Below are 25,938 nucleotides of genomic sequence, written 5' to 3' on the forward strand. Positions count from 1 at the left end.
GCGAAGTGAAGGCGAAGTGCCAAGGCAGTGACTCCGGCTGACCGTGGGCGCCACGAACCGCGGCGCCCTGCAGACCGTTATGCACCGGGCCCGTGGTGCGGTCTGTTTGCCACCGCACGAAACGCCCTCGCCGGCCGCTCGGCGATACTGCCGAGACCCACCGGGTGGGCAGGCGGTACAGGAAGTGCGTTGCCATGATCACCTTATCGAACGACGAGGACTTGCGGCTGGCCCCGGAAGTCGCTGCCCGCCTGGACCGCGGCCACGCCTGCATCGACGCGATGGACCTGCCGGCCGCACTGGCACTGGCCCAGGAGGCCATGACCTTGTCGCCCGGCGCGGCCGAACACTGTCGCGCGCAGTTCCTGGCGGCCCGCTGTCATTACTTCCAGGGCGAATTCGACCTGGGTGCGCTGCTGGCGCGTGAGGCGCGCGACACCGCCGTCGTGGCCGGCGAGGTGGCCGTGCAGGCCTTGGCGCAAACCCTCGAAGCCCGCTGCCTGGAACAGGCCGGCGAAATCGGCGCCGCCCTCGACCAGCTGCTTCTGACCCACCAGCTGGTGGAGGCCGCGCCCGGCGGCCATGCCGAGCACCGCACGGCCGAACAGTACGTCGCGGTGACGCTGGGCGTCACGCACCTGAGCCTGGGCGATCTGGAAGCGGCCTTGTCCTGGTGCGAGCAGGCGGTGATGCTGGCGCGGCCGCTGCGCAACCAGGGCCTGCTGGCCGCTGCCATCGACACCATGGCCTGCGTTTATTCGGCGCTGGCCGCCCAGGCGCGCAGCGACCAGCGGCCCGACCAGGCCCTGGACCTGGAGCGGCAGGCGGCAGCCGCATCGGCGCAGGCGATGGACATCGCGCGCCGCGCCGGCAACGAGCGCTACGAGTCCAGCGCCCTGCTCAACCTGGTGGAGTCGCTCACGCTCACCGGCGACACCGCCCGCGCCTTCGAGCTGCTGGAAGACTGGCAGCGCCGTCACCCGCAGGCATCCGGGCACCACCGGGCCCACCATCTGGGCTCGCTGGGCTTTTTGCTGCGCGCCACCGGCCGGCTGGCCGAGTCCGTGACGGCCTTCGAGCAGGCGCGGGACCTGGCCACCGACGAGCCGCACCGGGTGCACCTGACCGAGCAGCTGGCGCTGGCGCTGGAGTTGTGCGGCCGCTGGGAAGAGGCGTTGCAGCGTTACAAGGACTTTCACCAGCAGCAACTGCAGCTGAGCACCGAGCGCGTGCGGCGCAGCGCCCGCGTGGCCGCCGCGCGCCCGGACATCGCCCGCGAGCGCGCCCGCGCGCGGCACCTGGCCTCCACCAACGCCGAGCTTCAGCGCCGCACCGACGACCTCTCGCGCCAGGCGCTGGAAGACCCGCTGACCGGCCTGCCGAATCGGCGCCACGTCGACCAATGGCTGCATGCGCCCGGCCACATGGCGGCGGTGCTGATGATCGACGTCGACCACTTCAAGCAGGTGAACGACCGCCACTCGCATGCCCTGGGCGACGAGGTGCTGCGCACCCTGGGCCGCCTGCTGCAGCAGAACCTGCGGCCGCAGGACGTGGTGGCGCGGCTGGGCGGCGAGGAGTTCGTCGCCATCGTGCCGGGCGATGCCGATGACGAGGCCGTGCGGCGCACCGCCGAGCGCCTGCGCACCGCGGTCGAGCAGCACGCCTGGCACGGCCTGGCCGAAGGCCTGGCGGTCACCGTGAGCGTGGGCGCTGCCAGCCCCCATGAAGCCACCAGCCAGCAGGCGCTGCTCGACCTGGCCGACCGCCGGCTGTACGAGGCCAAGGCCCAGGGTCGCAACCGGGCGGTGACGGCGGGTTAGGCGCCGGGTGACGCGGTTGCGCCCGACCACTGCGGCCTGCATCGCGACCCGCACTCACGCCGAGGGGCCCTCCACCGGCACCACGAAACAAGCCGCCTCACCCGTCTCCTGCCAGGCCAGCGGCTGCCCCGGGCGCAGCAATCCGGCCGGCAGGGTGGCCGCCAGGTGCAGGGCCTCGGCCTCGGTGCCGCGCAGCAGGACGAAACGCAACGTGCGGCCGTCGCGCCGCAGCACCAGTTCGGCCCGCGGCCAGTGCGCGGGCAGGCAGGGTTGCAGGCACAGCGTGGTGGCGGCCAGCTTCAGCCCGAGGATGGATTCGATCGCCGCCCGGTGCATCCAGGCCGCGGCGCCGGTGTACCAGCTCCAGCCGCCCCGGCCCACGTAGGGCACGTGGGTGTAGACGTCGCCGGCCATCACGTAGGGCTCCAGGCCGTACACCGCGCCCTGGGTGGGATCGGCCGCGCGGTGCGCCGGGCTCAGCCAGCTGAAGTAGCGCCAGGCCGCCTCGTCGCTGCCCGGGTGGGCATGGCCCGCCCACAGCTGGGCCTGGGCCATCAGCGCCCACACCGCCCCGTGGGAGTACTGGCCGCCGTTCTCACGCACACCCGCCGGGTAGGCCTGGATGTAGCCGGCACTGGGCTGCGCCAGCGCCAGCGGCGGATGGAGCAGGCGCACCAGGCCGGCGGACGCATCCACCAGCTGCGCCTCGACCGCGGCCATCGCCACCAGCTGCTGCGGCCAGCTGGCCACGCCCGACAGCACCGCCCAGGCCTGGGCGATGAGGTCGATGCGCGCCTCGGCATTGGCCTCCGAGCCGAGCGGGCTGCCATCGTCGAAGAAGGCGCGGCGGAACCAGGCGCCGTCCCAGGCGGGGCCGCGCAGTGCCGCCTGCCAGCCCACGGCGGCCGCGTCCCAGCGGTCGGCGCGCGCGCGCTCGCCACGGGCCCGCGCAATGGGGGCGAAGTCGGCCACCATCGCGCACAGGAACCAGCCCAGCCACACCGATTCACCGCGGCCTTGATGACCGACGCGGTTCATGCCGTCGTTCCAGTCGCCGGTGCCCATCAAGGGCAGGCCGTGCACACCGGTGCGCAGGCTGCGGTCGATGGCGCGGGCCGCGTGTTCGTACACCGAGGCCGACTGCCCACTGCGGCCGGGCGTGTCGTACAGGTCCTCGGCCCCAGCTGGCACCGCCGGCCCGTCCAGAAAGGGCACAGCCTCGTCGAGCAGTCCAGCGTCGTCGGTGGCCCGCAGGTAGTGGGCGCAGGCCCAGGGCAGCCACAGCAGGTCGTCGCTGAAATGGGTGCGCACACCGGCACCCCCCGGCGCATGCCACCAGTGCTGCACATCGCCTTCGACGAACTGGCGTGAAGCCGCCAGCACGATCTGCTCGCGCAGCATCCGCGGCGCGGCCCAGGCCAGGGCCATCGCATCCTGCAACTGGTCGCGAAAGCCGGTGGCACCACCCGCCTGGTAGAAGCCCGCCTTGGCCCACAGGCGGCACGAGACGGTCTGGTACAGCAGCCAGCGGTTGACCAGCGCGTCGAACAGCGGATCGGGCGTGCGCACCGTGGTGGCCTGCAGCAGCGTGTCCCAGTCCTGCCGCGCCTGCTGCAGCCGCTGATCGGCCGGTGCTGCCGCCGCGCGCACGGCCAGTTCACGGGCAGCCTCGAGGTTCGGCGCATGGCCGAGCAAAAACACACGCTGGGCCGAGGCGCCCGGCGCGATGTCCAGCCGGGTGGACAAGGCCGCACACGGGTCCAGCCCGGCGCCGTGCTGGCGGCCAAAGTGGTCGGGCAACACCAGGCGACCGCGGGCATCGAAGCATTCGCGCCGGTCGCAGGTCCAGTCCTCGTCTTCGTCGGCCGGGCCCGCCAGCGCGAAAAACGCCGTGCTGCCGCCGAAGCCCGCGGATGCATCCCCCTGCGTGGCCAGCAGCGCCACCAGCCGGGCCTGCGCCAGGCGCTGCTGCAGCGGCGTGGTGTGCACGGTGGCGCGATCGGCCCGGCCCGCGCCCATCGCCCACTCCACCAGGCCCACCACACGCAGGCGCAGCGTCTGCGTACCCAGGTTGTGGATGGCCACCTGCAGCTGCTTGAGCGGCTGCTGCGGATCGACGCACCAGGTGAGCGTGACCGCCACGTCGCGCCGCCGGTGCGAGATGACGCTGTAGCCCTGGCCGTGGGTCACCTGGTAGGTCACCGCGTCGGCCTCCGCCACGCCCCAGGCGCAGGGCGTGGCACTCCAGGCTTCGCGGCTGCGCAGGTCCTGCAGCAGCAGCCATTCGGCAGGCGGATCGGCCACCGCATCGTTGGACCATGCGGTCAATTGATGCAGCCGGCTGTTGCCGGCCCAGGTGTAGCCGCCGCCGGCCTCCGACACCTGGGTGCCGAAGCCCGCATTGGCCATGACGTTGATCCATGGCCGCGGCGGCCGTAGCAAGGCCGCCACCTCGAACCGGAACTCACTGCCGCCCGCCGCGAAACGGCCTCGCGGCGCCGGCACCGGCAGCGCCGGACCGCTGCCCGCCACCAGCACGGTGCCCGACACCTCATGCCGCTGCTCGAAGGCTTTTTCGTGCAGGGCCAGCCACTCCTGCACATGCCGCACCAGCGGCCGGCCATCGGCCAGCCAACGCACCCGGGCCAGGCCCTGCAGCGTGGCCAGCTCTTCAGCCGACACCTCATGCGCCTGCAGCAGGTGGAAACCGGTGTGCACGATGCCGCCCTGGGCCGCGGTGGCGGCCTCGTGCCGCTCACGCAGCACCGCCAGCGCATGCTGCAGCGGCTGGGCGTAGGACGCCGGTTCCGCATTGATGACGACCAGGTCGCAGGCCATGCCGCCCCAGGACCACAGCCGCAGCGCCTGGGCCAGCGAACGCAGCAGCCCCAGCCCCTGCGATTCGCGGGCCGACACCAGCACGATGGGCCGGTCGCCGGACATGCCGAAGCGCCACAGCTGCCGGCGGTCGATGGCAGGCGGTTGCCCAGCGTCGCCGGCCAGCGGGCGCGGCTGCGTGAGCGTGAACAGCAGCGCGGTGGTCAGGCTTTGCACGGCGGCAAAAGCCTCGGGGCCGATGTCCAGCGTGCGCAGCCGGATGCCGGTGAGCGTGGCCGACATCAGCGAAGCGCGCTCCACGTGCACCGGCTGGCGGTACTTGTCGATCACCGCGCTGAGCACGCCGCCGTTGTCGGTGGCGGCAGTCGCCAGCGTCAGCAGCACCTTGGCGCCGGAGGCGATGCGCAGCTGCAGCGACATCGCGCACACCGGGTCCAACCCGGTGTCCAGCGTCACGGGCGGCGCATCGGCGGGCGCGTCAGGCGACCCGGGCGCCGCCTCGAACAGCGCCAGCGGACGGCTGGCGCTGCGGTTGCGCCCCAGCCAGCGCTGGCGGTCGGCCTGCAAACGCACCGCCTGCACAGCCTGCACCGGCTCGCTGGCGGCCAGGAAGTGCGCCGCCATCAACCCACGCTCATCGGCCAGCCGGGGCCGGCGCTCGAACACCAGGGCCTGCAGCGCCGGGCGCCACTGCGCGCCCACGAACAGGTTGGAGAAGGCGGGGTGGGCCTCGTCTGCCCGCGGCTCGGCCAAGGTCAGCTCGAAGGCAGAGATCAGTTCGAGGTCGAGCGTCGCAGCGCCCAGGTTGCGCAGCTCCACCTGGCGAAACTCGATGTCGTCCTCGGGGCTCACCCAGACGGTGACCTGGGCCTGCAGGTCGGGCCAGCGGGCCTCGAAGCACACGCGATCGGCGTGGTAGGTGCTGGCGTAAGCGGCCGCCGCATCGGGCGCGGGATGCTGGGTGAGGGACGCCAGGCGCCCGAGCGGCCCGCGCCGGATGTACAGGAAGCTGCCCAGCGCATCCCGCAGCGCATCGTCGCGCCAGCGGTGGATGCCGGCGCTGCCCCAGCGGCTGCAGCCTGCGCCGTTGGCCCGCAATGTGACGCTGTAGCGGCCGTTGGACAGCACATGGGTAGGCTCCAGCGCGGCGGCGCCCGGCCGCACTTCGCGCAGCAGGCCGGGGCCACGGCGCTGGAGGGCCTGCAGCGGCGGACCGGCCGGCGGCGCGTTCAGCGAAGGCACCGCCCGTGGCGCCCGTTCATGCAGCAGCGGCGCCATCGCCTCCACGTGGGCATCGGCCATCGCCCAGCGGCGCACCACGCCGTCGCGCAGCACATTGGCCAGCGCCACCAGGCTCATGCCCTGGTGGTGCGACATGAAGGTGGACACGCGGGCCACGCCCTCCCCGGCCACCTGCCGCGCCGGCGTGTAGTCCAGCGCTTCGATGAAGCCCAGCGCGCCGCGTGCGCCCAGGCCCTGCAGCGCCACCAGGTTGGCGGCTGCGCGGCGCGGTGCCACCTCGGCCGCCAGCGCGGTGGCATACGGCGCCACCACCAGCTCATCAGGTGGTGTGCGGCGCAAGGCCAGCCGCGGCACGCCTTGCGGCGCGTACTGGTAGGCCAGCGTGTGGTCTCGGCCAGCGAAGGCCGACTCCGAGATGCCCCAGGGCACGTGGTGCGCGCTGGCAAAGTGCATCTGCTCGCGCACGGCGGCCAGGCCGGCGTCACGCAGCACGCTGCCTTCAGGCTCTTCCAGCAGCAGGCTGGGCATCAGGTACTCGAACATCGAGCCCGACCACGAGCGCAGGCCGGCCACCGCCCCCACCGCGAAGAACGGCCGGCCCAGCGCCGCCCAGTGGCTCACCGGCACGTCACCCTTGGCGATGGCCAGCAGGCTGGTCAGGCGCGATTCGGAGGCCAGCAGGTCGTAGAGCCCGGCGTCAAGCGCCTGCTCGGCCACGCGGTAGCCGATGTGGAACAGCCGCCGCCGCGGGTGGTAGAGAAAGCGGTAGTCGGCGTTCCAGGCGAGGTCGGCGCAGCGGCTGGCCAGCAACTGCAGGCGGCCGCGCAGCGGCTCGTCGGTGCCGGGCTCGGCGGCCAGGGCCAGGCAGGCCTGGCTGACGGCCAGCAGGTGGCCGCCCAGGTTGCCGCTGTCCACCGTGGACACGTAGATGGGCAACAGCGCCGCACCGGTCTGCGTGTCGTACCAGTTGAAGAAGTGGCCACGGTGGCGCGGCAGGCGGTCCATCGTGGCCAGCGTGGCCTCCAGCCGGTCTGCCAGTTCAACGCCGGTGATCCAGCCGAACTCGCGGGCGCAGGCCGCGCTCAGCAGGTACAGGCCCATGTTGGTGGGCGAGGTGCGGTGCGCCAGCGTCTCGTGCGGTACGGTCTGCAGGTTGTCGGGCGGCAGGTGCAGGTCGTCGGCGGTCACGCAGCGTTCGAAGAAGCGCCAGGTGTCGCGCGCCACACCCTCCAGGTACTGCTGCTGCGCCGGCAGCAGCGCGGCATCGGCACGCGGCGAGCGCGGCCGGCTGGCGCACCAGATCCACACCGGCGTGGCGGCCCAGATGCCGCACACCACCGCCGCCAGCGCCGCATGGGGCGTGCCGGCCAGCAGCAGCCCGCCGAGCAGCAGCGTGGCCAGTGCCGGGTCGGCGGCATGGCGGCGCAGCAGCACGGCCAGGCGCGTGGCCGCCTGCGCCTGCGCCACCGCCGCGGTGGTCCACTGCAGCAGGTGGCGCCGGCTGACCCCCATGCGCCACAGCGCGCGCGCCACCGCATCGCAGTCCAGCCGCGCCTGGTGCAGCTGCAGCGCCAGGTGCCACAGCCCGCCCGCCAACGCACGCAGCAGGTCGGCCAGCGCGTGGCGGTAGAAGTACAGCCGGGCCAGCTCGATGCGGTGCGGCAACAGGCCGGCCACCGCACCCATCAGCGGACCTGCCGAGAAAGCTGCGAACACCAGCGCCAGCGCCGCGGCCGGCACCAGCCCCACGCCGGCGAGCGACAGCACCAGCAGCAGCAGCGACAGCGGCGCCACCAGCGAACGGCGCAGGTTGTCGATCATCTTCCAGCGGTTGACCGCGCGCAGCCGGAAGCGCCGGGGCGACAGCAGCAGCGGCAGCAGCTGCCAGTCACCCCGCGTCCAGCGGTGCAGGCGCGAGGCGGCCACGTCGGCATGGAACGGCGACTCCTCGATCAGGCTGATGTCGGTGACCACGGCGCAGCGCGCGAGCGAGCCTTCGAAGAGGTCGTGGCTGAGCACCTGATCGTTGGGCAGGCGTTGCGACAGCACCGCATGCACGGCCTGCACGTCGAGCAGGCCCTTGCCGCTGAAGCTGCCTTCGCCGAACAGGTCCTGGTACACCTCGGAGCTGGCCGCGCTGTAGGGGTCGATGCCGCACTGGCCGGCGAACAACCGGTGAAAGCGCGTCACCTGGCGCAGCGCAGGCAGCGGCACGGCGATGCGCGGCTGCAGCATGCCATAGCCGGCATCGACACGGCGGCGCGCCGCATCCACCCGGGGGCGGTTGCACGGATGGGCCGCCACGCCCACCAGCGCACGCAGGCTGCCGGGCGGCAGCTGGGTGTCGCTGTCGAGCGTGAGCACATAAGGCACACCCACCGGCAGCCGCGATGCCGCACCGCTGTCGATGAACGGCCCCGGCAGATCCTGCGCCAGCGCGGTGATCAGCTGCTCGAGCTTGCCGCGCTTGCGCTCCCAGCCGATCCAGCGCTGCTCCGAGACGCTGAACCGCCGCTCGCGGTGCAGCAGCAGGAAGCGCGGGCCGACGTTGGGCTCGCCCGGATGGCGCGCGTTCAGCGCGTCGATGCGCTGGCGGGCATGCGCCAGCAGAGCCTCATCCCCCGCCACCTGCGCGGCATCGGCGTCGGCCCAGTCGCTGAGCAGCGCGAACTGGGCGGCCGGCTCGGGGTTGGCCAGGTGGTGCAGCTCCAGCCGGTGCGCCAGCGCATCGACCGAGGCGCTGCTGTCCAGCATCGCCGGCACCACCACCAGCACCCGGTGGGCGGCCGGGATGCCCTCACGCAGCGCCAGCCGTGGCAGCGAGCGTGGCCGCGCCGACTCGCTGATCAGCCGGTGCAGCACGGCAATCACCGCCTCCGACGCGGGGAAGGCCATCAGCAGGGCGAGGCCGATCCAGGCGCCGCCGGGCGGCATCCGTGAACCCTGCATCAGTGGGCCCTGCATCAGTGAACCCTGCAGCAAACCGGCCAGCAGCACCAGCGTGCCGGCCAGCACCGCGCCCAGGTAGGCCGGCAGTGCCAGCCGGCGGGCGAGCCATCGGCCGCGCTGCAGCAGCGGCTCGCGCAGCCCCAGTACCCGCATCAGCGCCGGCCGACCGGCGCCGCGCAGCCAGTACAGCGGCACGGCGGCCTGCGCATCGTCGGCCGGCGCGCTGCGCATCAGCGCCAGCAGTTGCTGCGCCACGGCGCGTTCACTCAGCGCCCAGCGCCGCGCCAGCCGTTCGATGCCGTGCAAGGTCTGGTCGCGCGTGCCGGCATGTTCGGCTTCGAACACCGGCGCGCCCAGCATCAGCTGCATCAAGGCGCTGGTGCGCGCGATGATCTCGAACCAGTCGGCGTCGCCGATGTCGCGCAGCGAGGTGACGGCATTGCGCACGCTGAGGTTGTTGGCCGCCTGGTCCGCGCTGTGCTGGGCCTGCTGCGTCGCCGGATCGGGCAAGGCCTGCTGCAGCCACGCCTGGTGGCCGGGGCACAGGCCGCTCTCGTCGCCGGGCCGGCGATCCTGCAGCCGCAACGCCATCTGCGCCAGGAACATGCGGTCGACGCCGCGCTGCGCCAGCCGCAGGCGGATGGCCTCGAGCTGGTCCACCGCCAGCCGGCCCAGCCGGTCGCAGCACAGGTGGGCGGCCTCACGGGCGGCCTTGTTGCAGGCCACGCGCTCGGCCACGCGGCGCAGGTTTTCGATCAGCACCACACGCAGCGTGGTCGGCAGGGCCCACAGCTCGCTGAGCTGGAGTTCACGCGTGTGCTGGTAGGCGTCTAGAAAGGCGGCCAGCAGGTCTTCGTCGAAGTCGCCATCGGTATGCGCCACGAAGGCCCAGGCCACCCCGTACACGCGCGGCAGCCCGGACAGCGGCTCTTCCACCAGCACCGGCAGCTCGCGGAAATAGCGCCGGGGCAAGCCCTCGCGCACCTGCGTGAGCTGCGCCTCGATCAGGTGGAAGTTGTCCAGCAGCCATTCGGCCGCCGGGCTGATGTCGTAGCCGGTGGCGGCCTGGGTGCCGATGTAGCGATGCGCTTCGCGCAGCACCTCGATGTTGTCGAGCAGCCGCGGCTGGAAGGTCGGCTGGCGCAGCCGTGCCGCGGCCACGCGGTGCGTCTCGGCGAGGCTGTGACCGTGCTGGGCAAAGCGCTGCGGGCCGAAAACCTCGGCGCGGATGGGCGCCTGCAGCGGGCCGCGTGCAGGATCGAGCATCCTGCACAAGGCCGCCGATGCCCCCGGGATCAGTGCAGGCAGCCCGGTCAGTCGCTTCACCCTACCAGGCCAGAGACCCGATGCCGGCGACCACGGCCACCACGAGCAGCGTGGTCACGAAGCGCGCAGCCACGAAATCGCGCACCGCCTCCATCGCGCAATGCATCGCGAAGAGCCGGCCGCGCAGCAGGTGGCACAGGGCCAGGTGCTCGGCCAGCACCCCCAGCTCCAGCGGCGTGGTGTCGGCCGCCTGGGCGAAGGCAGCCGTGCTCCAGCACGGCCCGCAGGCGTTGGTACGGTTCATCGCAAGTCCACGGCCGCGCCGTGTAACAGTCCGCTGGCGCGGTGCGTGGCACGCCCAGGTTGAAAGGAAAGGAAGCCCATGCCCGCAGGGTAGGCCGGCGCCCCTGCGGCGTCTGTGCGTTGCCAGACGGTGCAGCTCGAAGGCCGGCACCACACTGCAATGCGCCCCTCGATGTTCCGCAGGGGTCAGACGGGAGTCGCTCTTGACGCTGCAGCAGAACCACTTGATCGGTCGGCTGCCGCGCCGTGAACGCGAGCGACTGCAAGGCCTGAGCGAACTGGTGCAGCTGGCGCGACCCGACGTGATCCACGATCAAGCCCGGCCGCTGCGCCATGTGTACTTTCCGGTGGACGGCTGCGTCTCGCTGCTCACCCAGCTGGAGGCGCACCCCAGCGTGGAAGTGGGCATGGTGGGGCGGGAGGGCATGCTCGGCACCTGGCTGGTGCTGGGCGTGCCCCGTGTGCCGCTGCAGGCGGTGGTGCAAGGCAGCGGCAGCGCCTGGCGCCTGGGCACGGTGCCACTGCGGCGCGAACTGTTGCAAAGCCCGGCCATGCGCCGGGTGTTCGAGCGCTATGTGGTGGTGCTGATGACGCAGCTGGCCACCTCGTCGGCCTGCCTGCGTTTCCACCACATCGAGCCGCGTCTGGCGCGCTGGCTGCTGATGACGCAGGACCGCGCGCATGCCGACCGCTTTCCGGTCACGCATGAGTTTCTCGCCTCGCTGCTGGGCGTGCGCCGGGCCGGCGTGACCCTGGCAGCCGGCGCGCTGCAGGCGCGCGGCCAGATCACCTACCACCGCGGGGTGGTGGTGGTGCTCGACCGCGCCGGCCTGGAAGGCAGCGCCTGCAGCTGTTACGCCGCCGACCGCCGCGTGTACGACACGATGCTGGGCTGAGCCCGCTACGCCACCGCGCCGAACCAGGCGCCCGCACCGGCCGTGAGGGCCATGGCCAAGGCACCCCAGAAGGCCACACGCCAGGCGCCGGGCCAGGGCCGGGCGCTCAAGGCCGCGCTGATGCCAAGCTCTTCGCGCGCGTGGGCGCCCAGCGCATCGTGTGTCATCAGCTGCGCGGCCACCTGCTCGGCCGGCGCGGCATCCAGTCCGCGGGCGACGTACAGGCCGGCCAGCTCACGCCGTTCCGCCGCCGCGTCGGCCTGCAGTTCGGCCCGCTCGCATGCCATGTCGGCCTGTTCGGTGTCGGCCTGCGAATGCACCGACACATACTCGCCCGCGGCCATGGACATGGCACCGGCCACCAGCCCGGCCACGCCGGTGGCCAGCAGCGCGGCGTGGCTGGCGCTGGCCGCGGCAACCCCGATGACCAGGCTGGCCGTGGAGACGATGCCGTCGTTGGCACCGAGCACGGCCGCGCGCAGCCAGCCGATGCGCTCGGTGCGGTGGCGTTCGGTGTGTCGGTGCCCCACGTCGGCCTTCGGTGCGCTGGCGAGATCCGAGCCCTGCGAGAGGTCAGTACCGCCGCGGCGGGGTCAGGTCGGCTTCGCGCAGCATCACCGGCTCGATCGAACCGCTGGCGCATCGGCGCAGCACCGCGTCGTCGATCTCGCGGCGGTGCTGCAGGTACAGCGAAACAGGCTCGCTGCCGGCCCGGCCGCCTGCGTACACGTAGAACAAGGTGTTGCGGCCGATGGTGGCGCCCACGTAGGTGGATGCGGCGGTCAACACCCAGAAGCGCACGGCGCCGGAATCTTCGTGGAAGAACGGTTCAGGCGGCATGTCGGGCTCCGGACGGCGAAGCAGACAGCCTGCACCGGCGCCAGGCGGCCGTCTGTGCGGTGTCGAACAAACCGGCGGATGGGAAGCGCCTATAGTGGTTTTGGCGGCGTGACCTTCGCGCCGCACCGGTCGCATCCCGGGCCGCCGAAGACATACCGGAGACCGCCGCATGCCAGTCCGCATCGAGCCGAAGGCCAACCAGCTGCTGGCCGCTTTGCCAGCGGCCGATTGGGCGCGTTGGGAGCCCCAGCTCGAGTGGGTGAAGATGCCGCTCGGCCAGGTGCTTTATGAATCGGGCGCCACGCTCACGCACGCGTACTTCCCCACCACGTCGATCGTCTCGCTGCTGTACGTGCTGGAAGACGGCGCCTCCGCCGAGATCGCCGTGGCCGGCAACGACGGCCTGGTGGGCATCTCGCTGTTCATGGGGGGCGGCTCCACGCCCAGCCGGGGCGTGGTGCAAAGCGCGGGTGAGGGTTATCGCATCCGCTCGTCGTTCATACGCACCGAGTTCGACCGCGCGGGCGCGGTGATGCACCTGCTGCTGCGCTACACGCAGGCGCTGATCACCCAGATGTCGCAGACGGCGGTGTGCAACCGCCACCATTCGCTGGACCAGCAGCTGTGCCGCTGGCTACTGCTCAGCATGGACCGGCTGCCGGGCCGCGAACTGGTGATGACGCAGGAGCTGATCGCCAACATGCTGGGCGTGCGGCGCGAGGGCGTCACTGCCGCGGCGCTGAAGCTGCAGACCGCCGGCCTCATCCGCTATGCCCGCGGCCACATCACGGTGCTGGACCGCAGCGGCCTGGAAGAACGCACCTGCGAGTGCTACGCCGTCGTGCGCAACGAGTACACGCGGCTGCTGCCGCCGGGCACCGCGCGCTGACCGGAGCAGACAGCAACGCAGGCCTGCTCCAGGCTGTCGACGGTCTGCCGCCAAGCGTCGAGCGCACGCCCTTCGCTCAACGCGGCGCCATCTGCTCGACCACCAGCGCCGCATGCAGCGCGCGGCGCTGGGCGGCCTGGTCGCGCACCGCATCGCCCTGGATCAGCAGGTCGAACAGGAAGTGCAGCAGCGGCGCCAGCAGCAGCCGCGGTGAACCGGCCAGCACACCATCGCGCAGATGGCCCTGCGCCACACCGCGCCGCACCAGCGCTTCCAGCTCCGCGTGGTAGGGCTCCAGGGTGGCCGCCATCCAGCGGTCCACGGCCTGCGGCGCACGCTCACCCTCGGCCAGCAGCAGGCGCAGCATGGCCAGGCCCTGCGGCTGCGTCACGCTGCCGTACAAGGGGTCGATCACCCTTTGCACCAACACCGCCGGTGTCACGGCCCGGCCCTCGGGCCAGGGCACGGCGGCGCTGCCGGGCGGTTGCAGCACGCGCGTGAGCAAGGCCTCGAAGATCTCTTCCTTGCTCTTGAAGTGGGTGTAGATGCCGCCCTTGGACAGCCCCGCCGCGGCCGCGATGTCGTCGATGCGGGCCGCCGCATAGCCCTTGTCGGCAAACACCTGCAGCGCCGCCTCCAGGATCTGCGCCGTGCGGGTGGAAGCCGGCAGCCGGCGGCGGGGCGGGTGCCGGCCCTCAGGGGCGACGGTGGCGGAGAAGGCCTCGGTGGCCAGACCGGTCGGGCTCATGCAGACCATTGTGGGCACGGCTGCGGTGCCGCGTCACCGGGTGATCCCCCGCTGGAAACCGACCGTCCGGTTTTTAGTGATCCAGATCAAACCCGCGCGGTGCCGGGCTGCATAGATTGGCTGCATGCTTGAAAGCACCCACCCATTGGCCGACGAGTCCGCGTCGCGCCACCTCGACACCCTGGCCCGCGCCACGCTGGCCCGCTTCACCGGCACGCTGTCGCCGGCCGCGCTGCTGCTGGCCTGGCAGGACTGGCAGTTGCACCTGGCCGCCTCACCGGGCAAGCAGATCGAGTTGCTGCAGCTGGCCGTGGCACAGGCACAGGCGCTGGGGCGCTTCCAGGCACAACGCCTGGCGGCGGGCCCGCAGCGCACCGAAGTGCCCACGCCGGTGCAGGACCGCCGCTTCGCGGCGCCGGGCTGGCGCGAGTGGCCCTTCAGCCTGTGGCACCAGGCCTTTCTGCTGACCGAGCAGTGGTGGGACGCAGCCACCCACGGCGTGGCCGGTGTTTCGCCCCACCACGAGAAGCTGGTGGCCTTCTGGGCCCGCCAGTGGCTGGACATGGGTTCGCCCGGCAACCAGCTGGCCACCAACCCGGTGGCGCTGGCGCACACGCGCGACGAGCACGGGCTGAACCTGCTGCGTGGCGCGCAGCGCTGGCTGCAGGACCTGCAGCGGCTGGCCAGCCACAGCCCACCCGCAGGCACCGAGGCCTACCGCCCCGGGCATGAAGTGGCCGCCACGCCCGGGCGCGTGGTGCTGCGCAACCGGGTGATGGAGCTGATCCAGTACGCGCCCGCCACGGCCACGGTGCATGCCGAGCCGGTGCTGCTGGTGCCGGCCTGGATCATGAAGTACTACATCCTCGACCTGTCGGCCCACCACTCGCTGGTGCGCCATCTGGTGGACCAGGGGCACACGGTGTTCTGCCTGTCCTGGAAGAACCCCGGCGAAGCCGAGCGTGACCTGGGCATGGACGACTACCTGCAGCACGGCTTCTTCGAGGCGCTGGACGCGGTGAACCGCATCGTGCCGCGCACGCAGGTGCATGCGGCCGGCTATTGCCTGGGCGGCACCCTGCTGGCCATCGCCGCCGCCGCCATGGCGCGCGATGGCGACGACCGCCTGGCCACCACCACCTTCTTCGCGGCGCAGACCGACTTCAGCGAGCCGGGCGAGCTGGGCCTGTTCATCGACGACAGCCAGGTGAGCCTGCTGGAAGCGCAGATGGCCGAGACCGGCTACCTGGACAGCCGCCAGATGGCCGGCGCCTTCCAGATGCTGCGCTCGTACGACCTGCTGTGGTCACGCCTGGTCAACAGCTATCTGCTGGGCGAGCCGGAATCCATGAACGACCTGATGGCCTGGAATGCCGACGCCACCCGCATGCCGGCACGCATGCATGCGCAGTACCTGCGCCGGCTGTTCCTGGACGACGACCTGAGCGAAGGCCGCTACCCGGTGGACGGCCGGCCGGTGTCGCTGGGCAGCCTGCAGCGGCCCACCTTCATGGTGGGCACCGAGACCGACCACGTGGCGCCCTGGCGTTCGGTGCACAAGCTGCACTTCCTCAGCCCGGCCGAGATCACCTTCGTGCTGACCAGCGGCGGCCACAACGCCGGCATCGTCAACCCGCCGGCGGCCGGTTCGCACCGCCACTACCGGCTGCTGACCCGGCCGGCCGGCGGCACCTACCTGGCGCCTGACGAATGGCAGGCCGCGGCCGCGCTGCATGAAGGCTCCTGGTGGCCGGCCTGGCAGCAATGGCTGGCCGCGCACTCGGGGCCGCGGCGCAAGCCACCGCGGCTGGGCCTGCCCGGCACCACCGACCTGGGCCCCGCGCCCGGCCACTACGTGATGGAGCGCTGAACCATGACCACCGCCACACCGTCACTGCAAGGCCGCAAGGGTCTGGTCGTCGGCATCGCCAACGAGCACAGCATCGCCTGGGGCTGCGCCCAGGCCTTCGTGGCGGCCGGCGCCGAGCTGGCTGTCACCTGGTTCAACGACAAGGCGCGGCCTTACGTGGAGCCGCTGGCGCGCCAGCTGAACGCGCCCATCACCCTGCCGCTGGACGTGGAGCAGCCGGGCCAGATGGAAGCGGTGTTCGAGGCCATCACACGCCAGTGGGGCCGGCTGGACTTCGTGCTGCACTCCATCGCCTTTGCGCCCAAGACCGACCTGCATGGCCGGGTGACCGACTGCTCACGCGAAGGCTTTCTGCGGGCGATGGACATCTCCTGCCATTCCTTCGCCCGCATGGCGCGCCTGGCCGAGCCCTTGATGCCCGAAGGCGGCAGCCTGATGACCATGAGCTACGTGGGCGCCGAAGAGGTGATTCCCAGCTATGGCGTGATGGGCCCGGTGAAGGCGGCGCTGGAAGCCAGCATGCGCTACCTGGCGGCCGAGCTGGGGCCGCGCGGCATCCGCGTCAATGCCGTCTCGCCGGGGCCGCTGGCCACGCGCGCGGCCTCGGGCATTCCGCAGTTCGAGGCGCTGCTGGCCGATGCGGTGCAGCGCGCGCCGCTGCGCCGGCTGGTGTCGCTGCAAGACGTGGGCGCGCTCTGCGCCTTCCTGGCCGGCGACGGCGCGCGCGCCATCACCGGCAGCACGCTGTACGTGGACGGCGGCCACCACATCCTGGGCTGACCCGATGCGCCTCCCCACTGCCGCCCTGGCCGCCGCCGCGCTGCTGGCCGGCTGCGCCTCGCTGGCGCCACCGGACCAGCCGCCTGCCTCGCCGCTGCCGGCGCAGTACGCAGACACCGCAGCCGATGCGCCCGCCACCCCGCCCGCCTTCGCCATCGCCTGGCAGGACTATTTCAGCGACCCCACGCTGCGCCAGCTCATCGGCCACGCGCTGACCCACAACCACGACCTGCGCCTGGCCGTGCTGCGGCTGCAGGAGGCGCAGGCCTTGTACGGCGTGCAGCGCAGCGCCAGCCTGCCCACGCTGGCGCTGTCGGCCGAGGCCACGCGTGGCCGCACGCCGGCCGACCTGAGCCTGACCGGCCGGCCGGTGACCGCCAGCCAGTGGCGCGCGGGCCTGGCCATCAGCAGCTGGGAGATCGACTTCTGGGGCCGCGTCGCCAGCCTGAACGAAGCCGCGCTGCAAACCACCCTGGCCACCGACGAGGCCCGCCGCACCACCACGCTGGCCCTGGTGGCCGGCGTGGCCGATGCCTACCTGGGCCTGCGCGAAGCCGACGAGCGGCTGCGCCTGGCCCAGGACAGCGCGGCCAGCCAGCGCGAATCGCTGCGCATCTTCGGCCGCCGTTTCGAGGTGGGGGCCGCCTCTCGGCTGGAACTCACCCAGGTGCAGACGCTGGTGACCCAGGCCGATGCGCTGGTGGCCGAGCTGCTGCTGCAGCAGGCGCAGCAAGGCCATGCGCTCGACCTGCTGGTGGGCCAGCCGGTGGCCGCCACCCTGGCCCCGCTGCCCGAGCCGCTGGCCGCCTGGCGCCTGCCCGTGCTGCCGGCCGGCCTGCCTTCGGCCCTGCTGCTGGCCCGGCCCGACCTGGCGGCGGCCGAGCACCGGCTGCGCGCCGCCCATGCGCAGGTGGGCGCGGCGCGGGCCGCCTTCTTTCCCACCATCCAGCTCACGGCCTTCGGCGGCAGCGCCAGCGACGAGCTGGAAGGCCTGTTCCGCGGCGCCGGCCGCAGCTGGAGCTTTGCGCCGCGGCTGGTGCTGCCGCTGTTCGATGGCGGCCGCAACCAGGCCAACCTCGACCTGGCGCAGGTGCGCACGCAGCAGGCCGTGGTGCAGTACGAACAGGCAGTGCAGGTGGCCTTCCGCGAGGTGGCAGATGCCCTGGCCGCCCGCCGCTGGCTGGCCGAGCAGCTGCAGGTGCAGCAGCAGGCCCTGGCGGTGCAGCAGGAGCGGGCCCGCCTCTCCCGCCTCAGCCACGACCACGGCGCCACCAGCTTTCTCGAAGTACTGGACGCCGAACGCTCGCTGATCGCGGCCAGCCAGCAGCTCACGCAGACGCAACGCGCTCTGCTGTCCAGCCAGGTGGCGCTGTACCGCGCGCTGGGCGGCGGCTCGGCCACGCTGCCTGCCCCCTCCCCCTCGTCATCCGCCCAGCCCTGAACACCATGGCCCCGACCAAGAACAAGCTCATTCCCGCGGCCGTGCTGCTGGCGCTGGCCGTGGCCGGCGCGCTGCTGTGGCACCAGCACCAGGCCGCCACGCAGGACGAAGGCTTCATCGGCAGCAATGGCCGCATCGAAGCCACCGAGGTGGACGTGGCCACCAAGCTGGCCGGCCGGGTGGACGACATCCGGGTGGACGAAGGCGACTTCGTGCAGGCCGGCCAGGTGCTGGCCACCATGCAGGTGCAGACCCTGGTGGCCCAGCAGCAGGAGGCGCAGGCCCAGCGCCAGCAGGCCATCACCGCCGTGGCCAGCGCCCAGGCGCAAGTGGCCATGCGCCGCGCCGACCAGGCCGCGCTGCAGGCCCAGGTGCGCCGGGCCGAAGCCGACCTGGACGCCGCCCACCGCCGGCAGGAACGGTCGGAGACCCTCTCGCGCGAAGGCGCCACCTCGGCGCAGACGCTGGATGACGACCGCGCCCGCAGCCGCGGCGCCGAGGCGGCGGTGGCCGCGGTGCAGGCCCAGGTGGTCTCGGCCGAAGCCGCCATCGCCGCGGCGCAGGCCCAGGTCACCAGCGCCCAGGCCCAGGTGCAGGCGGTGCAGGCCACTCTGCAGCGCATCCAGGCCGAGATCGACGACAGCCAGCTCAAGGCCCCGCGCGACGGCCGGGTGCAGTTCCGCGTCGCGCAGCCCGGTGAGGTGCTGGCTGGCGGTGGCCGTGTGCTCAACCTCATCGACCTGTCGGACGTGTACATGACCTTCTTCCTGCCCACCGAGGTGGCCGGCCGCGTGGCCCTGGGCACCGAGGTGCGCATCGTGCTGGACGCGGCGCCGCAGGTGGTCATCCCGGCCAAGGTGTCGTACGTGGCCAGCAATGCCCAGTTCACGCCCAAGACGGTGGAGACCACCAGCGAGCGGCAGAAGCTGATGTTCCGCGTGCGCGCCCAGATCGACCGCCAGCTGCTGCGCCAACACCTGGACCAGGTGAAGACCGGCCTGCCCGGCATGGCCTGGGTGCGGCTGGATGCGCAGCGGCCCTGGCCGGCCCACCTGGCCCGCGTGGTGCAGCCGTGACCGCGGGACCAGGTGCCATCGCGCCGGTGGTGCGGCTGCAGGGCGTGCAGCAGCGCTACGGCGCCACGCAGGCGCTGGCCGGGCTGACGCTCGACCTGCCGGCCGGCTGCATGGTGGGCCTGATCGGCCCCGACGGCGTGGGCAAGTCCAGCGTGCTGTCGCTGGTGGCGGGCGCGCGCCGGGTGCAGGCCGGCTGCGTGCAGGTGCTGGGCGGCGACATCGCCGATGCGGCACACCGCCAAGCCATCGGCCCGCGCATCGCCTACATGCCGCAGGGCCTGGGCCGTAACCTCTACCCGACGCTGTCGGTGGAAGAAAACCTGCAGTTCTTCGCCCGCCTCTTCGGCCATGAAGCGGCCGAGCGACGGCGCCGCATCGACAGCCTGACCGCCGCCACCGGGCTGCAGCGGTTCCTGTCGCGGCCGGCGGGCAAGCTCTCGGGCGGCATGAAGCAGAAGCTGGGGCTGTGCTGCGCCCTCATCCACGACCCCGACCTGCTGATCCTGGACGAGCCCACCACCGGCGTCGATCCGCTGGCCCGCGCGCAGTTCTGGGAGCTGATCGCCCGCATCCGCAGCGAGCGCACGGGCATGTCCGTCATCGTGGCCACCGCCTACATGGACGAAGCCCAGCGCTTTGAGTGGCTGGTGGCAATGGACGCCGGCCAGGTGCTGGCCACCGGCACGCCGGCCGAGCTGCTGGCCCGCACCGGCGCCGCTTCCCTGGAGCAGGCCTTCATCACGCTGCTGCCCGAAGCGCGCAAGCGCGGCCATGCGCCGGTGCTCATCCCGCCGCTGCAGGCGGCCGAGGACGACATCGCCATCGAGGCGCGCGGGCTGACCATGCGCTTCGGTGACTTCGTGGCGGTAGACCGGGTGAGCTTTCGCATCCGGCGTGGCGAGATCTTCGGCTTCCTCGGCTCCAACGGCTGCGGCAAGTCCACCACCATGAAGATGCTCACCGGCCTGCTGCCGGCCACCGAGGGCCAGGCCTGGCTGTTCGGCCGCGAGATCGATCCGCGCGACCTGGCCACCCGCCGCCGCGTGGGCTACATGTCGCAGGCCTTCTCGCTGTATGGCGAGCTGACGGTGCGGCAGAACCTGGTGCTGCATGCACGGCTCTTCCAGGTGCCGGCGGCCGAGATCCCGGCGCGGGTGGACGAGATGGCCGAGCGCTTCGGCCTGCAAGCGGTGCAGGCCAGCCTGCCCGAGAGCCTGCCTCTGGGCATGCGGCAGCGCCTGTCGCTGGCCGTGGCCATGGTGCACCGGCCCGAGCTGCTGATCCTGGACGAACCCACCTCGGGCGTGGACCCGGTGGCCCGTGATGCCTTCTGGCGGCTGCTGGTCGAGCTGTCGCGGCGCGACCGCGTCACCATCTTCATCTCCACCCACTTCATGAACGAGGCCGAGCGCTGCGACCGCATGTCGATGATGCATGCCGGCCGCGTGCTGGACAGCGATGCACCGGCCCGGCTGGTGGCCCAACGCGGCGCCGCCACGCTGGAAGAGGCCTTCATCGGCTACCTGCTGGAAGCCGACCCCGGCCAGCAGGCCGCGCCTGAAACCGGCGGGCCGGTGGCCGCCCCGGCCGGTAGCGCGGCGCCCCGCCACCACCGCTTCAGCCTGCAGCGGCTGCTGGCCTACCTGTGGCGCGAGGCGCTGGAGCTGCGCCGCGACCCGGTGCGCGGCACGCTGGCACTGGCCGGCTCCTTGATCCTGATGGCGGTGATCGGCTACGGCATCAACCTCGACGTGGAGCACCTGCGCTATGCGGTGCTGGACCGCGACCAGTCCACGCTGAGCCAGAGCTACCGGCTGGCTTTGTCGGGCTCGCGCTACTTCAGCGAGCAGCCGCCCATCACCGACGATGCCGACATGGAGCGCCGGCTGCGCAGCGGCGAGCTGTCGCTGGCGGTGGAGATACCGCCCGGCTTCGCGCGCCAGGTGCTGCGCGGCCAGCCGGTGCAGGTGGGCGCCTGGATCGACGGCGCGATGCCGCAGCGCGCCGAGACCGCGCGCGGCTATGTGCAAGGCATCCACCAGCACTGGCTGGCCGAGCAGACGGCGGGCGCCGGTGGCCAGCCGGGTGTTGAAACGCGCTTCCGCTACAACCCCGACGTGCGCAGCCTGCCGGCCATGGTGCCGGCCACCATCCCGCTGCTGCTGCTGATGCTGCCGGCCATGCTCACCGCGCTGGCGGTGGTGCGCGAGAAGGAAACCGGCTCCATCCTCAACCTGTACGTCACGCCGGTGACGCGGACCGAGTTCCTGCTGGGCAAGCAGCTGCCCTACGTGGCCCTGGCCATGCTCAACTTCCTGCTGATGAGCGGGATGGCCGTCACCGTGTTCCAGGTGCCGATCACCGGCAGCTTTGCCACGCTGGCGTTGGGCGCGCTGCTGTTCAGCCTGTGTTCCACCGGCATGGGGCTGCTGGCTTCCAGCGTCACGCGCAGCCAGATCGCGGCGCTGTTCATCACGATGATCGGCACCATCTTGCCGGCCACGCAGTTCGCGGGGCTGCTCGACCCGGTGACCTCGCTGCAGGGCGGCGCCCGCCTGGTGGGTGAGCTGTACCCGGCTTCGCACATGATCAACCTCAGCCGCGGGGTGTTCAGCAAGGCGCTGGGCGCGGCCGACCTGCAGCATGCGCTGACGAGCATGGCGCTGGCGGTGCCGGTGATCCTGGGTGTAGCCATCGCCCTGCTGCGAAAACAAGACGCCTGACCGAATGCACCACTTCATCGCCAACACCTGGCGCCTGGGCATCAAGGAGCTGTGGAGCCTGTGGCGCGACCCGGTGATGCTGCTGCTCATCGGCTACGTGTTCACGCTGGGCATCTACAACGCCGCGCGGGTGCAGCCCGAAACGCTGAACAACGCGGCCATCGCCATCGTCGACGAGGACCGCTCGCCGCTGTCGCAGCGCATCACCAGCGCCTTCTACCCACCGCTGTTCAGCCCGCCGGTGATGATCGACTGGCCGCAGATGGATGCCGGCATGGACGCCGGCGACTTCACCTTCACGCTGGTGGTGCCGCGCCACTTCCAGCGCGACGTGCTGGCCGGCCGCGGCCCGCAACTGCAGCTGAACGTGGACGCCACGCGCATGAGCCAGGCCTTCAGCGGCAGCAGCTATGTGCAGCAGATCGTGCTGGCCGAGGTGGCCGAGTTCACCCAGCACCATCGCGGCAGCGCCACCCCGCCGGTGGAGCTGGTGCTGCGCTCGCGCTTCAATCCCTCGCTCAGCCGCGCCTGGTTCGGCAGCCTGGTGGAGCTGATCAACTACATCACCATGCTGGCCATCGTGCTCACCGGCGCGGCGCTGATCCGCGAGCGCGAGCACGGCACGGTGGAACACCTGCTGGTGATGCCGGTGACACCGGCGCAGATCATGCTGGCCAAGGTGTGGTCCATGGGCCTGGTGGTGCTGCTGGCGGCCTGGATGTCGATCACGCTGGTGGTGCGCGGCGCGCTGCAGGTGCCGGTGGCCGGCTCGCTGCCGCTGTTCTTTGCCGGGGCAGCGCTCAGCCTCTTTGCCACCACCTCCATGGGCATCTTCATGGCCACCGTGGCGCGCAACATGCCCCAGTTCGGCATGCTGCTGGTCATCACCATCCTGCCGCTGCAGATGCTCTCGGGCGGCCAGACGCCGCGTGAGAGCATGCCCGCGCTGGTGCAGCAGGTGATGCTGGCCGCGCCCACCACCCACTTCGTGCAGCTGGGCCAGGCCATCCTGTTCCGCGGCGCGGGGCTGGCGGTGGTGTGGCCGCAGTTCGCGGCGCTGGCCTTCATCGGCGCGCTGCTGTTCGGCCTGTCGTTGCGGCGCTTCCGCAGCACCCTGGCGCAGATGGCCTGACGCCCTCCACCTTCCTCCACCGGCCCCATGACCGACCACCCCGCCACCCCCGCCCCGCCGCTGACCCTGCTGCGCAACCGCACCTACGACGAGCTGGCCGTGGGCGACAGCGCCCAGCTCGAACGCCAGCTCACCACCGAGGACATCCAGCTCTTCGCGGTGATGTCGGGCGACGTCAACCCCGCCCATCTGGACCCCGAGTTCGCAGCCTCCACGCAGTTCCACGGCGTCATCGCCCATGGCATGTGGGGCGGCGCCCTCATCTCCGCGGTGCTGGGCACGCGCCTGCCCGGCCCCGGCACCGTGTACCTGGGGCAGACGCTGCAGTTCCACGCCCCGGTGCGTGTGGGCGACCGCCTGACCGTGAGCGTGACCGTGACCGACAAGGAACCGGTGCACCGGCGCGTGCGCCTGGCCTGCCGCTGCGTCAACCAGCGGGGCAGCACCGTGATCGACGGCGAGGCCACGGTGCTGGCGCCGCAGCAGCGCATCGAGCGCCCGGCCGCCACGCTGCCCGAGGTGCGCCTGCTGGCCGCCGATGGCCTGCCGCGGCTGCTGCAGCAGGTGCTGCCGCTGGGCCCCATCCGCATGGCGGTGGTGCACCCCTGCGACGTGCTGAGCCTGGGTGGCGCGCTGGATGCACGGGCCGCCGGGCTGATCGAGCCGGTGCTGGTGGGGCCACGCGCCCGCATCGAGGCCGTGGCCGCCGAAGCCGGCCTGAGCCTGGACGGCGTGGCGCTGGAAGACGTGCCCCACAGCCATGCCGCCGCCGCCCGCGCCGCCGAGCTGGGCGCGGCCGGCCAGGTGCAGGCGCTGATGAAGGGCAGCCTGCACACCGACGAGCTGGTGGCCGCGCTGTTGCAGCCCGAAGCCGGCCTGCGCACCAAGCGCCGGCTGTCGCACTGCTTCGTGATGCAGACGCCTGCTTACCCGCGGCCCTTCATCATCACCGACGCGGCCATCAACATCGCGCCCACGCTGGAGCACAAGGCCGACATCGTGCGCAATGCCATCACGCTGGCGCATGCCATCGGCGTGGCCGAGCCGCGGGTGGCCATCCTGGCCGCGGTGGAAACGGTGAACCCCGCGATGCCCGCCACGCTGGACGCCGCGGCGCTGTGCAAGATGGCCGAGCGCGGCCAGATCACCGGCGGCGTGCTCGATGGTCCGCTGGCCTTCGACAACGCGGTGTCGGTGGCGGCGGCGCGCACCAAGGGCATCGTCTCGCCGGTGGCGGGCCAGGCCGACGTGCTGGTGGTGCCCGACCTGGAAAGCGGCAACATGCTGGCCAAACAGCTGGAATACCTGGGCGACGCCGCCAGCGCCGGCATCGTGCTGGGCGCCAGGCTGCCCATCGTGCTCACCAGCCGCGCCGACAGCCGCGAAACCCGCATCGCCTCCTGCGCCATCGCGGTGCTGCTGGCCCACCACTTCCGGAGCAACCCGCCATGAGCGCAGAGGGCCACATCGTGGTGCTGAACTGCGGCTCGTCGAGCATCAAGTTCGGCTTGTTCGCCAGGCCGGCCGAGGGTGGCGACCCGCCGCGGCAGGCCGACTGGCGCGGCCAGGTGCAGGGCATCGGCGGGCCGAAGGCCACGCTGGACCTGGGCGACGGCAGCCCGGCGCGCCCGCTGCAGCTGGATGCAGCGCATCCGTATGTGGCCGCACTGGCCGTCATCCGCACCGAGGTGCTGCGCTGGCTGGCTGGCCGGCCCATTGCCGCGGTGGCCCACCGTGTGGTGCATGGCGGGCCGCGGCACTTCGCGCCGGTGCGGGTGGACGCGGCGCTGCTGGCCGAGCTGAAGGGCCTGATTCCGCTGGCGCCGCTGCACCAGCCCTTTGCGCTGGAAGCGATGGAGATCCTGCTGCGCGAGCGGCCCGACCTGCCCCAGGTGGCCTGCTTCGACACCGGCTTCCACCACACGCTGCCGGTGGTGGAGCAGCTGCTGCCGCTGCCTTATGCGGCCTATGAACGCGGGCTGCGGCGCTATGGCTTCCATGGCCTGTCTTACGAGTACATGGCGGTGGCGCTGGCCGAGCGGCACGGCCCGCTGGCCCAGGGCCGCACGCTGGTGGCCCACCTGGGCTCGGGCGCCAGCCTGTGCGCGATGCAGGGCCTGCAAAGCGTGGCCACCACGATGGGCTTCTCGGCGCTGGACGGGCTGATGATGGGCACCCGCACCGGCGCGCTGGACCCCGGGGCGGTGCTGTACCTGATGGAGATCGAGCAGCTCACGGTGCAGCAGGTGGGCCAGGTGCTGTACCACGACAGCGGGCTGCTGGGCATCTCGGGCCTGTCGGCCGACCCGCGGGTGCTGCTGGCGCACGAGGCCGACGAGCCGCGCGCCGCGCTGGCGCTGCAGCTGTACGTGCGCCGCATCGTGCGCGAGGTGGGCGCGCTGGTGGCGGTGATGGGCGGCCTGGACCTGCTGGTGTTCACCGCCGGCATCGGCGAGCACAGCGCGGTGCTGCGCCAGCGCATCGTGCAGGCGCTGGCCTGGCTGGGCCTGGCGCTGGACGAAGCGGCCAACGCGGCCGACGCGCCGGTGATCTCCGCCCCGGGCAGCGCTGTGCGCGTGGCGGTGGAGCCCACCCACGAAGAATGGATCTCGGCGCGGCATGCGGCACGGGTGATGACATGAAAGCTCAACGTCCGGCCGCTACACTCGCGCCCCATGCGCCGCTGGCTTGCCGTTCTGCTGCTGGTCTTGTTGCCGCTCCAGGTGTCCTGGGCTGCGGTGGCGGGCTATTGCGCGCTGGAATCGAGCCAGGCCGCCACGCACCTGGGGCACCACGACCATGCCGCGCATGAGCATGGTGCCGAGGCCGACGACGCATCGCCGACCGACACCTCGAAGGCGGCCACCTCCCACTTCGACTGCGGCCATTGCCATGGCCATTGCGCCGCGATGATCGACGGGCCACTGCCTGTGGCGGCCGAACAGCCCCGCGGCGCGCCGCCCCGCCTGGGCGACGCCCCGAGCATGGACCCCATGCCGGCGCAACCCGAGCGCCCCCAGTGGGCACGCCTCGCCTGACCGGCGAGGCGGCTTCCCCGATCCCCTGACCACCGCCAGAGGCTGAGAGCCCCCGGGCCCCTGCCCGGCCGTGGCTTAGCCGCG

At 72.2% G+C, this 25,938-nt stretch carries 17 protein-coding genes; 12 read left to right on the plus strand and 5 right to left on the minus strand.

The annotated features are described in order from the left end of the window. Positions 1-194: 194 nt before the first annotated feature. A complete protein-coding gene (locus MW290_RS01175) occupies positions 195-1,823 on the plus strand; it encodes a tetratricopeptide repeat-containing diguanylate cyclase (protein WP_250195534.1) in 1,629 nt (542 codons plus the stop codon). A gap of 54 nt (positions 1,824-1,877) precedes the next feature. On the opposite strand, the gene MW290_RS01180 is transcribed toward MW290_RS01175, so the two are convergent. Continuing rightward, on the minus strand, positions 1,878-10,118 hold the full coding sequence (locus MW290_RS01180) for a GH36-type glycosyl hydrolase domain-containing protein (protein ID WP_250195535.1): 8,241 nt from the start codon (positions 10,116-10,118) through the stop codon (positions 1,878-1,880). 61 nt (positions 10,119-10,179) lie between these two features. Then, complete coding sequence (locus MW290_RS01185) at positions 10,180-10,422, minus strand: hypothetical protein (protein ID WP_250195536.1); 243 nt, start codon at positions 10,420-10,422, stop codon at positions 10,180-10,182. Between the two features lie 202 nt (positions 10,423-10,624). Between MW290_RS01185 and MW290_RS01190 the strand changes: the two genes are divergently transcribed. Then, positions 10,625-11,317, plus strand: a complete 693-nt coding sequence (locus MW290_RS01190; RefSeq protein ID WP_250195537.1) for a Crp/Fnr family transcriptional regulator — start codon at positions 10,625-10,627, stop codon at positions 11,315-11,317. A gap of 5 nt (positions 11,318-11,322) precedes the next feature. Here the strand turns inward: MW290_RS01190 and MW290_RS01195 are convergent, their stop codons facing one another. Together MW290_RS01195 and MW290_RS01200 are read right to left on the minus strand one after the other, a co-directional pair. Beyond that, complete coding sequence (locus MW290_RS01195) at positions 11,323-11,847, minus strand: VIT1/CCC1 transporter family protein (protein WP_250195538.1); 525 nt, start codon at positions 11,845-11,847, stop codon at positions 11,323-11,325. 43 nt (positions 11,848-11,890) lie between these two features. Beyond that, the gene (locus MW290_RS01200) at positions 11,891-12,157 is read right to left on the minus strand and encodes a hypothetical protein (RefSeq protein WP_250195539.1); all 267 of its coding nucleotides are present in this window, start codon (positions 12,155-12,157) and stop codon (positions 11,891-11,893) included. Between the two features lie 169 nt (positions 12,158-12,326). On the opposite strand from MW290_RS01200, the gene MW290_RS01205 reads away from it, so the two are divergent. Further along, positions 12,327-13,046, plus strand: coding sequence for a Crp/Fnr family transcriptional regulator (locus MW290_RS01205; protein ID WP_250195540.1), 720 nt, complete (start codon positions 12,327-12,329; stop codon positions 13,044-13,046). 76 nt (positions 13,047-13,122) lie between these two features. Here the strand turns inward: MW290_RS01205 and MW290_RS01210 are convergent, their stop codons facing one another. After that, positions 13,123-13,794: a TetR/AcrR family transcriptional regulator gene (locus MW290_RS01210; RefSeq protein ID WP_250195541.1), complete on the minus strand. Its 672-nt coding sequence runs from the start codon at positions 13,792-13,794 to the stop codon at positions 13,123-13,125. 124 nt (positions 13,795-13,918) lie between these two features. Here MW290_RS01210 and MW290_RS01215 point away from each other — a divergent pair, with 124 nt between their 5' ends. Genes MW290_RS01215 through MW290_RS01255 form a run of 9 tightly spaced genes read left to right on the plus strand, consistent with a single transcriptional unit; the run spans position 13,919 to position 25,854 of the window. Continuing rightward, complete coding sequence (locus MW290_RS01215) at positions 13,919-15,664, plus strand: PHA/PHB synthase family protein (protein ID WP_250195542.1); 1,746 nt, start codon at positions 13,919-13,921, stop codon at positions 15,662-15,664. Positions 15,665-15,667: 3 nt separating this feature from the next. After that, entirely contained in the window at positions 15,668-16,444 is a 777-nt protein-coding gene (fabI, locus tag MW290_RS01220) for an enoyl-ACP reductase FabI (RefSeq protein ID WP_250195543.1), read from the plus strand. A gap of 4 nt (positions 16,445-16,448) precedes the next feature. Continuing rightward, a complete protein-coding gene (locus tag MW290_RS01225) occupies positions 16,449-17,885 on the plus strand; it encodes an efflux transporter outer membrane subunit (RefSeq protein WP_250195544.1) in 1,437 nt (478 codons plus the stop codon). A 5-nt stretch (positions 17,886-17,890) separates the two neighbouring features. After that, positions 17,891-18,961, plus strand: coding sequence for an HlyD family secretion protein (locus MW290_RS01230; protein ID WP_250195545.1), 1,071 nt, complete (start codon positions 17,891-17,893; stop codon positions 18,959-18,961). Then, the gene (gene rbbA / locus MW290_RS01235; RefSeq protein WP_250195546.1) at positions 18,958-21,684 is read left to right on the plus strand and encodes a ribosome-associated ATPase/putative transporter RbbA; all 2,727 of its coding nucleotides are present in this window, start codon (positions 18,958-18,960) and stop codon (positions 21,682-21,684) included. The genes MW290_RS01230 and rbbA overlap by 4 nt, the downstream gene beginning before the upstream one ends. 4 nt (positions 21,685-21,688) lie before the next feature. Then, the gene (locus MW290_RS01240; protein ID WP_250195547.1) at positions 21,689-22,816 is read left to right on the plus strand and encodes an ABC transporter permease; all 1,128 of its coding nucleotides are present in this window, start codon (positions 21,689-21,691) and stop codon (positions 22,814-22,816) included. Positions 22,817-22,843: 27 nt separating this feature from the next. Continuing rightward, positions 22,844-24,268 carry a bifunctional enoyl-CoA hydratase/phosphate acetyltransferase gene (locus tag MW290_RS01245; RefSeq protein WP_250195548.1) on the plus strand — a complete coding sequence of 475 codons (1,425 nt, stop codon included), beginning with the start codon at positions 22,844-22,846 and terminating at the stop codon, positions 24,266-24,268. Next, positions 24,265-25,458: an acetate/propionate family kinase gene (locus tag MW290_RS01250; protein ID WP_250195549.1), complete on the plus strand. Its 1,194-nt coding sequence runs from the start codon at positions 24,265-24,267 to the stop codon at positions 25,456-25,458. The genes MW290_RS01245 and MW290_RS01250 overlap by 4 nt, the downstream gene beginning before the upstream one ends. Positions 25,459-25,491: 33 nt before the next feature. Then, the gene (locus tag MW290_RS01255; RefSeq protein ID WP_250195550.1) at positions 25,492-25,854 is read left to right on the plus strand and encodes a DUF2946 family protein; all 363 of its coding nucleotides are present in this window, start codon (positions 25,492-25,494) and stop codon (positions 25,852-25,854) included. Positions 25,855-25,938 lie beyond the last annotated feature (84 nt).

The sequence above is a fragment of the Aquincola tertiaricarbonis genome (assembly GCF_023573145.1).
In the GTDB taxonomy this organism is placed as follows: domain Bacteria; phylum Pseudomonadota; class Gammaproteobacteria; order Burkholderiales; family Burkholderiaceae_C; genus Aquincola; species Aquincola tertiaricarbonis_B.

What these genes read in the sequence shown, in the direction of transcription:
- MW290_RS01175 (WP_250195534.1), top strand. Translation starts at nt 195, where the DNA reads ATGATCACCTTATCGAACGACGAGGACTTGCGGCTGGCCCCGGAAGTC.
- MW290_RS01180 (WP_250195535.1), bottom strand. Translation starts at nt 10,118, where the DNA reads ATGCTCGATCCTGCACGCGGCCCGCTGCAGGCGCCCATCCGCGCCGAG.
- MW290_RS01185 (WP_250195536.1), bottom strand. Translation starts at nt 10,422, where the DNA reads ATGAACCGTACCAACGCCTGCGGGCCGTGCTGGAGCACGGCTGCCTTC.
- MW290_RS01200 (WP_250195539.1), bottom strand. Translation starts at nt 12,157, where the DNA reads ATGCCGCCTGAACCGTTCTTCCACGAAGATTCCGGCGCCGTGCGCTTC.
- MW290_RS01205 (WP_250195540.1), top strand. Translation starts at nt 12,327, where the DNA reads ATGCCAGTCCGCATCGAGCCGAAGGCCAACCAGCTGCTGGCCGCTTTG.
- MW290_RS01210 (WP_250195541.1), bottom strand. Translation starts at nt 13,794, where the DNA reads ATGAGCCCGACCGGTCTGGCCACCGAGGCCTTCTCCGCCACCGTCGCC.
- MW290_RS01215 (WP_250195542.1), top strand. Translation starts at nt 13,919, where the DNA reads ATGCTTGAAAGCACCCACCCATTGGCCGACGAGTCCGCGTCGCGCCAC.
- fabI (WP_250195543.1), top strand. Translation starts at nt 15,668, where the DNA reads ATGACCACCGCCACACCGTCACTGCAAGGCCGCAAGGGTCTGGTCGTC.
- MW290_RS01225 (WP_250195544.1), top strand. Translation starts at nt 16,449, where the DNA reads ATGCGCCTCCCCACTGCCGCCCTGGCCGCCGCCGCGCTGCTGGCCGGC.
- MW290_RS01230 (WP_250195545.1), top strand. Translation starts at nt 17,891, where the DNA reads ATGGCCCCGACCAAGAACAAGCTCATTCCCGCGGCCGTGCTGCTGGCG.
- MW290_RS01240 (WP_250195547.1), top strand. Translation starts at nt 21,689, where the DNA reads ATGCACCACTTCATCGCCAACACCTGGCGCCTGGGCATCAAGGAGCTG.
- MW290_RS01245 (WP_250195548.1), top strand. Translation starts at nt 22,844, where the DNA reads ATGACCGACCACCCCGCCACCCCCGCCCCGCCGCTGACCCTGCTGCGC.
- MW290_RS01250 (WP_250195549.1), top strand. Translation starts at nt 24,265, where the DNA reads ATGAGCGCAGAGGGCCACATCGTGGTGCTGAACTGCGGCTCGTCGAGC.
- MW290_RS01255 (WP_250195550.1), top strand. Translation starts at nt 25,492, where the DNA reads ATGCGCCGCTGGCTTGCCGTTCTGCTGCTGGTCTTGTTGCCGCTCCAG.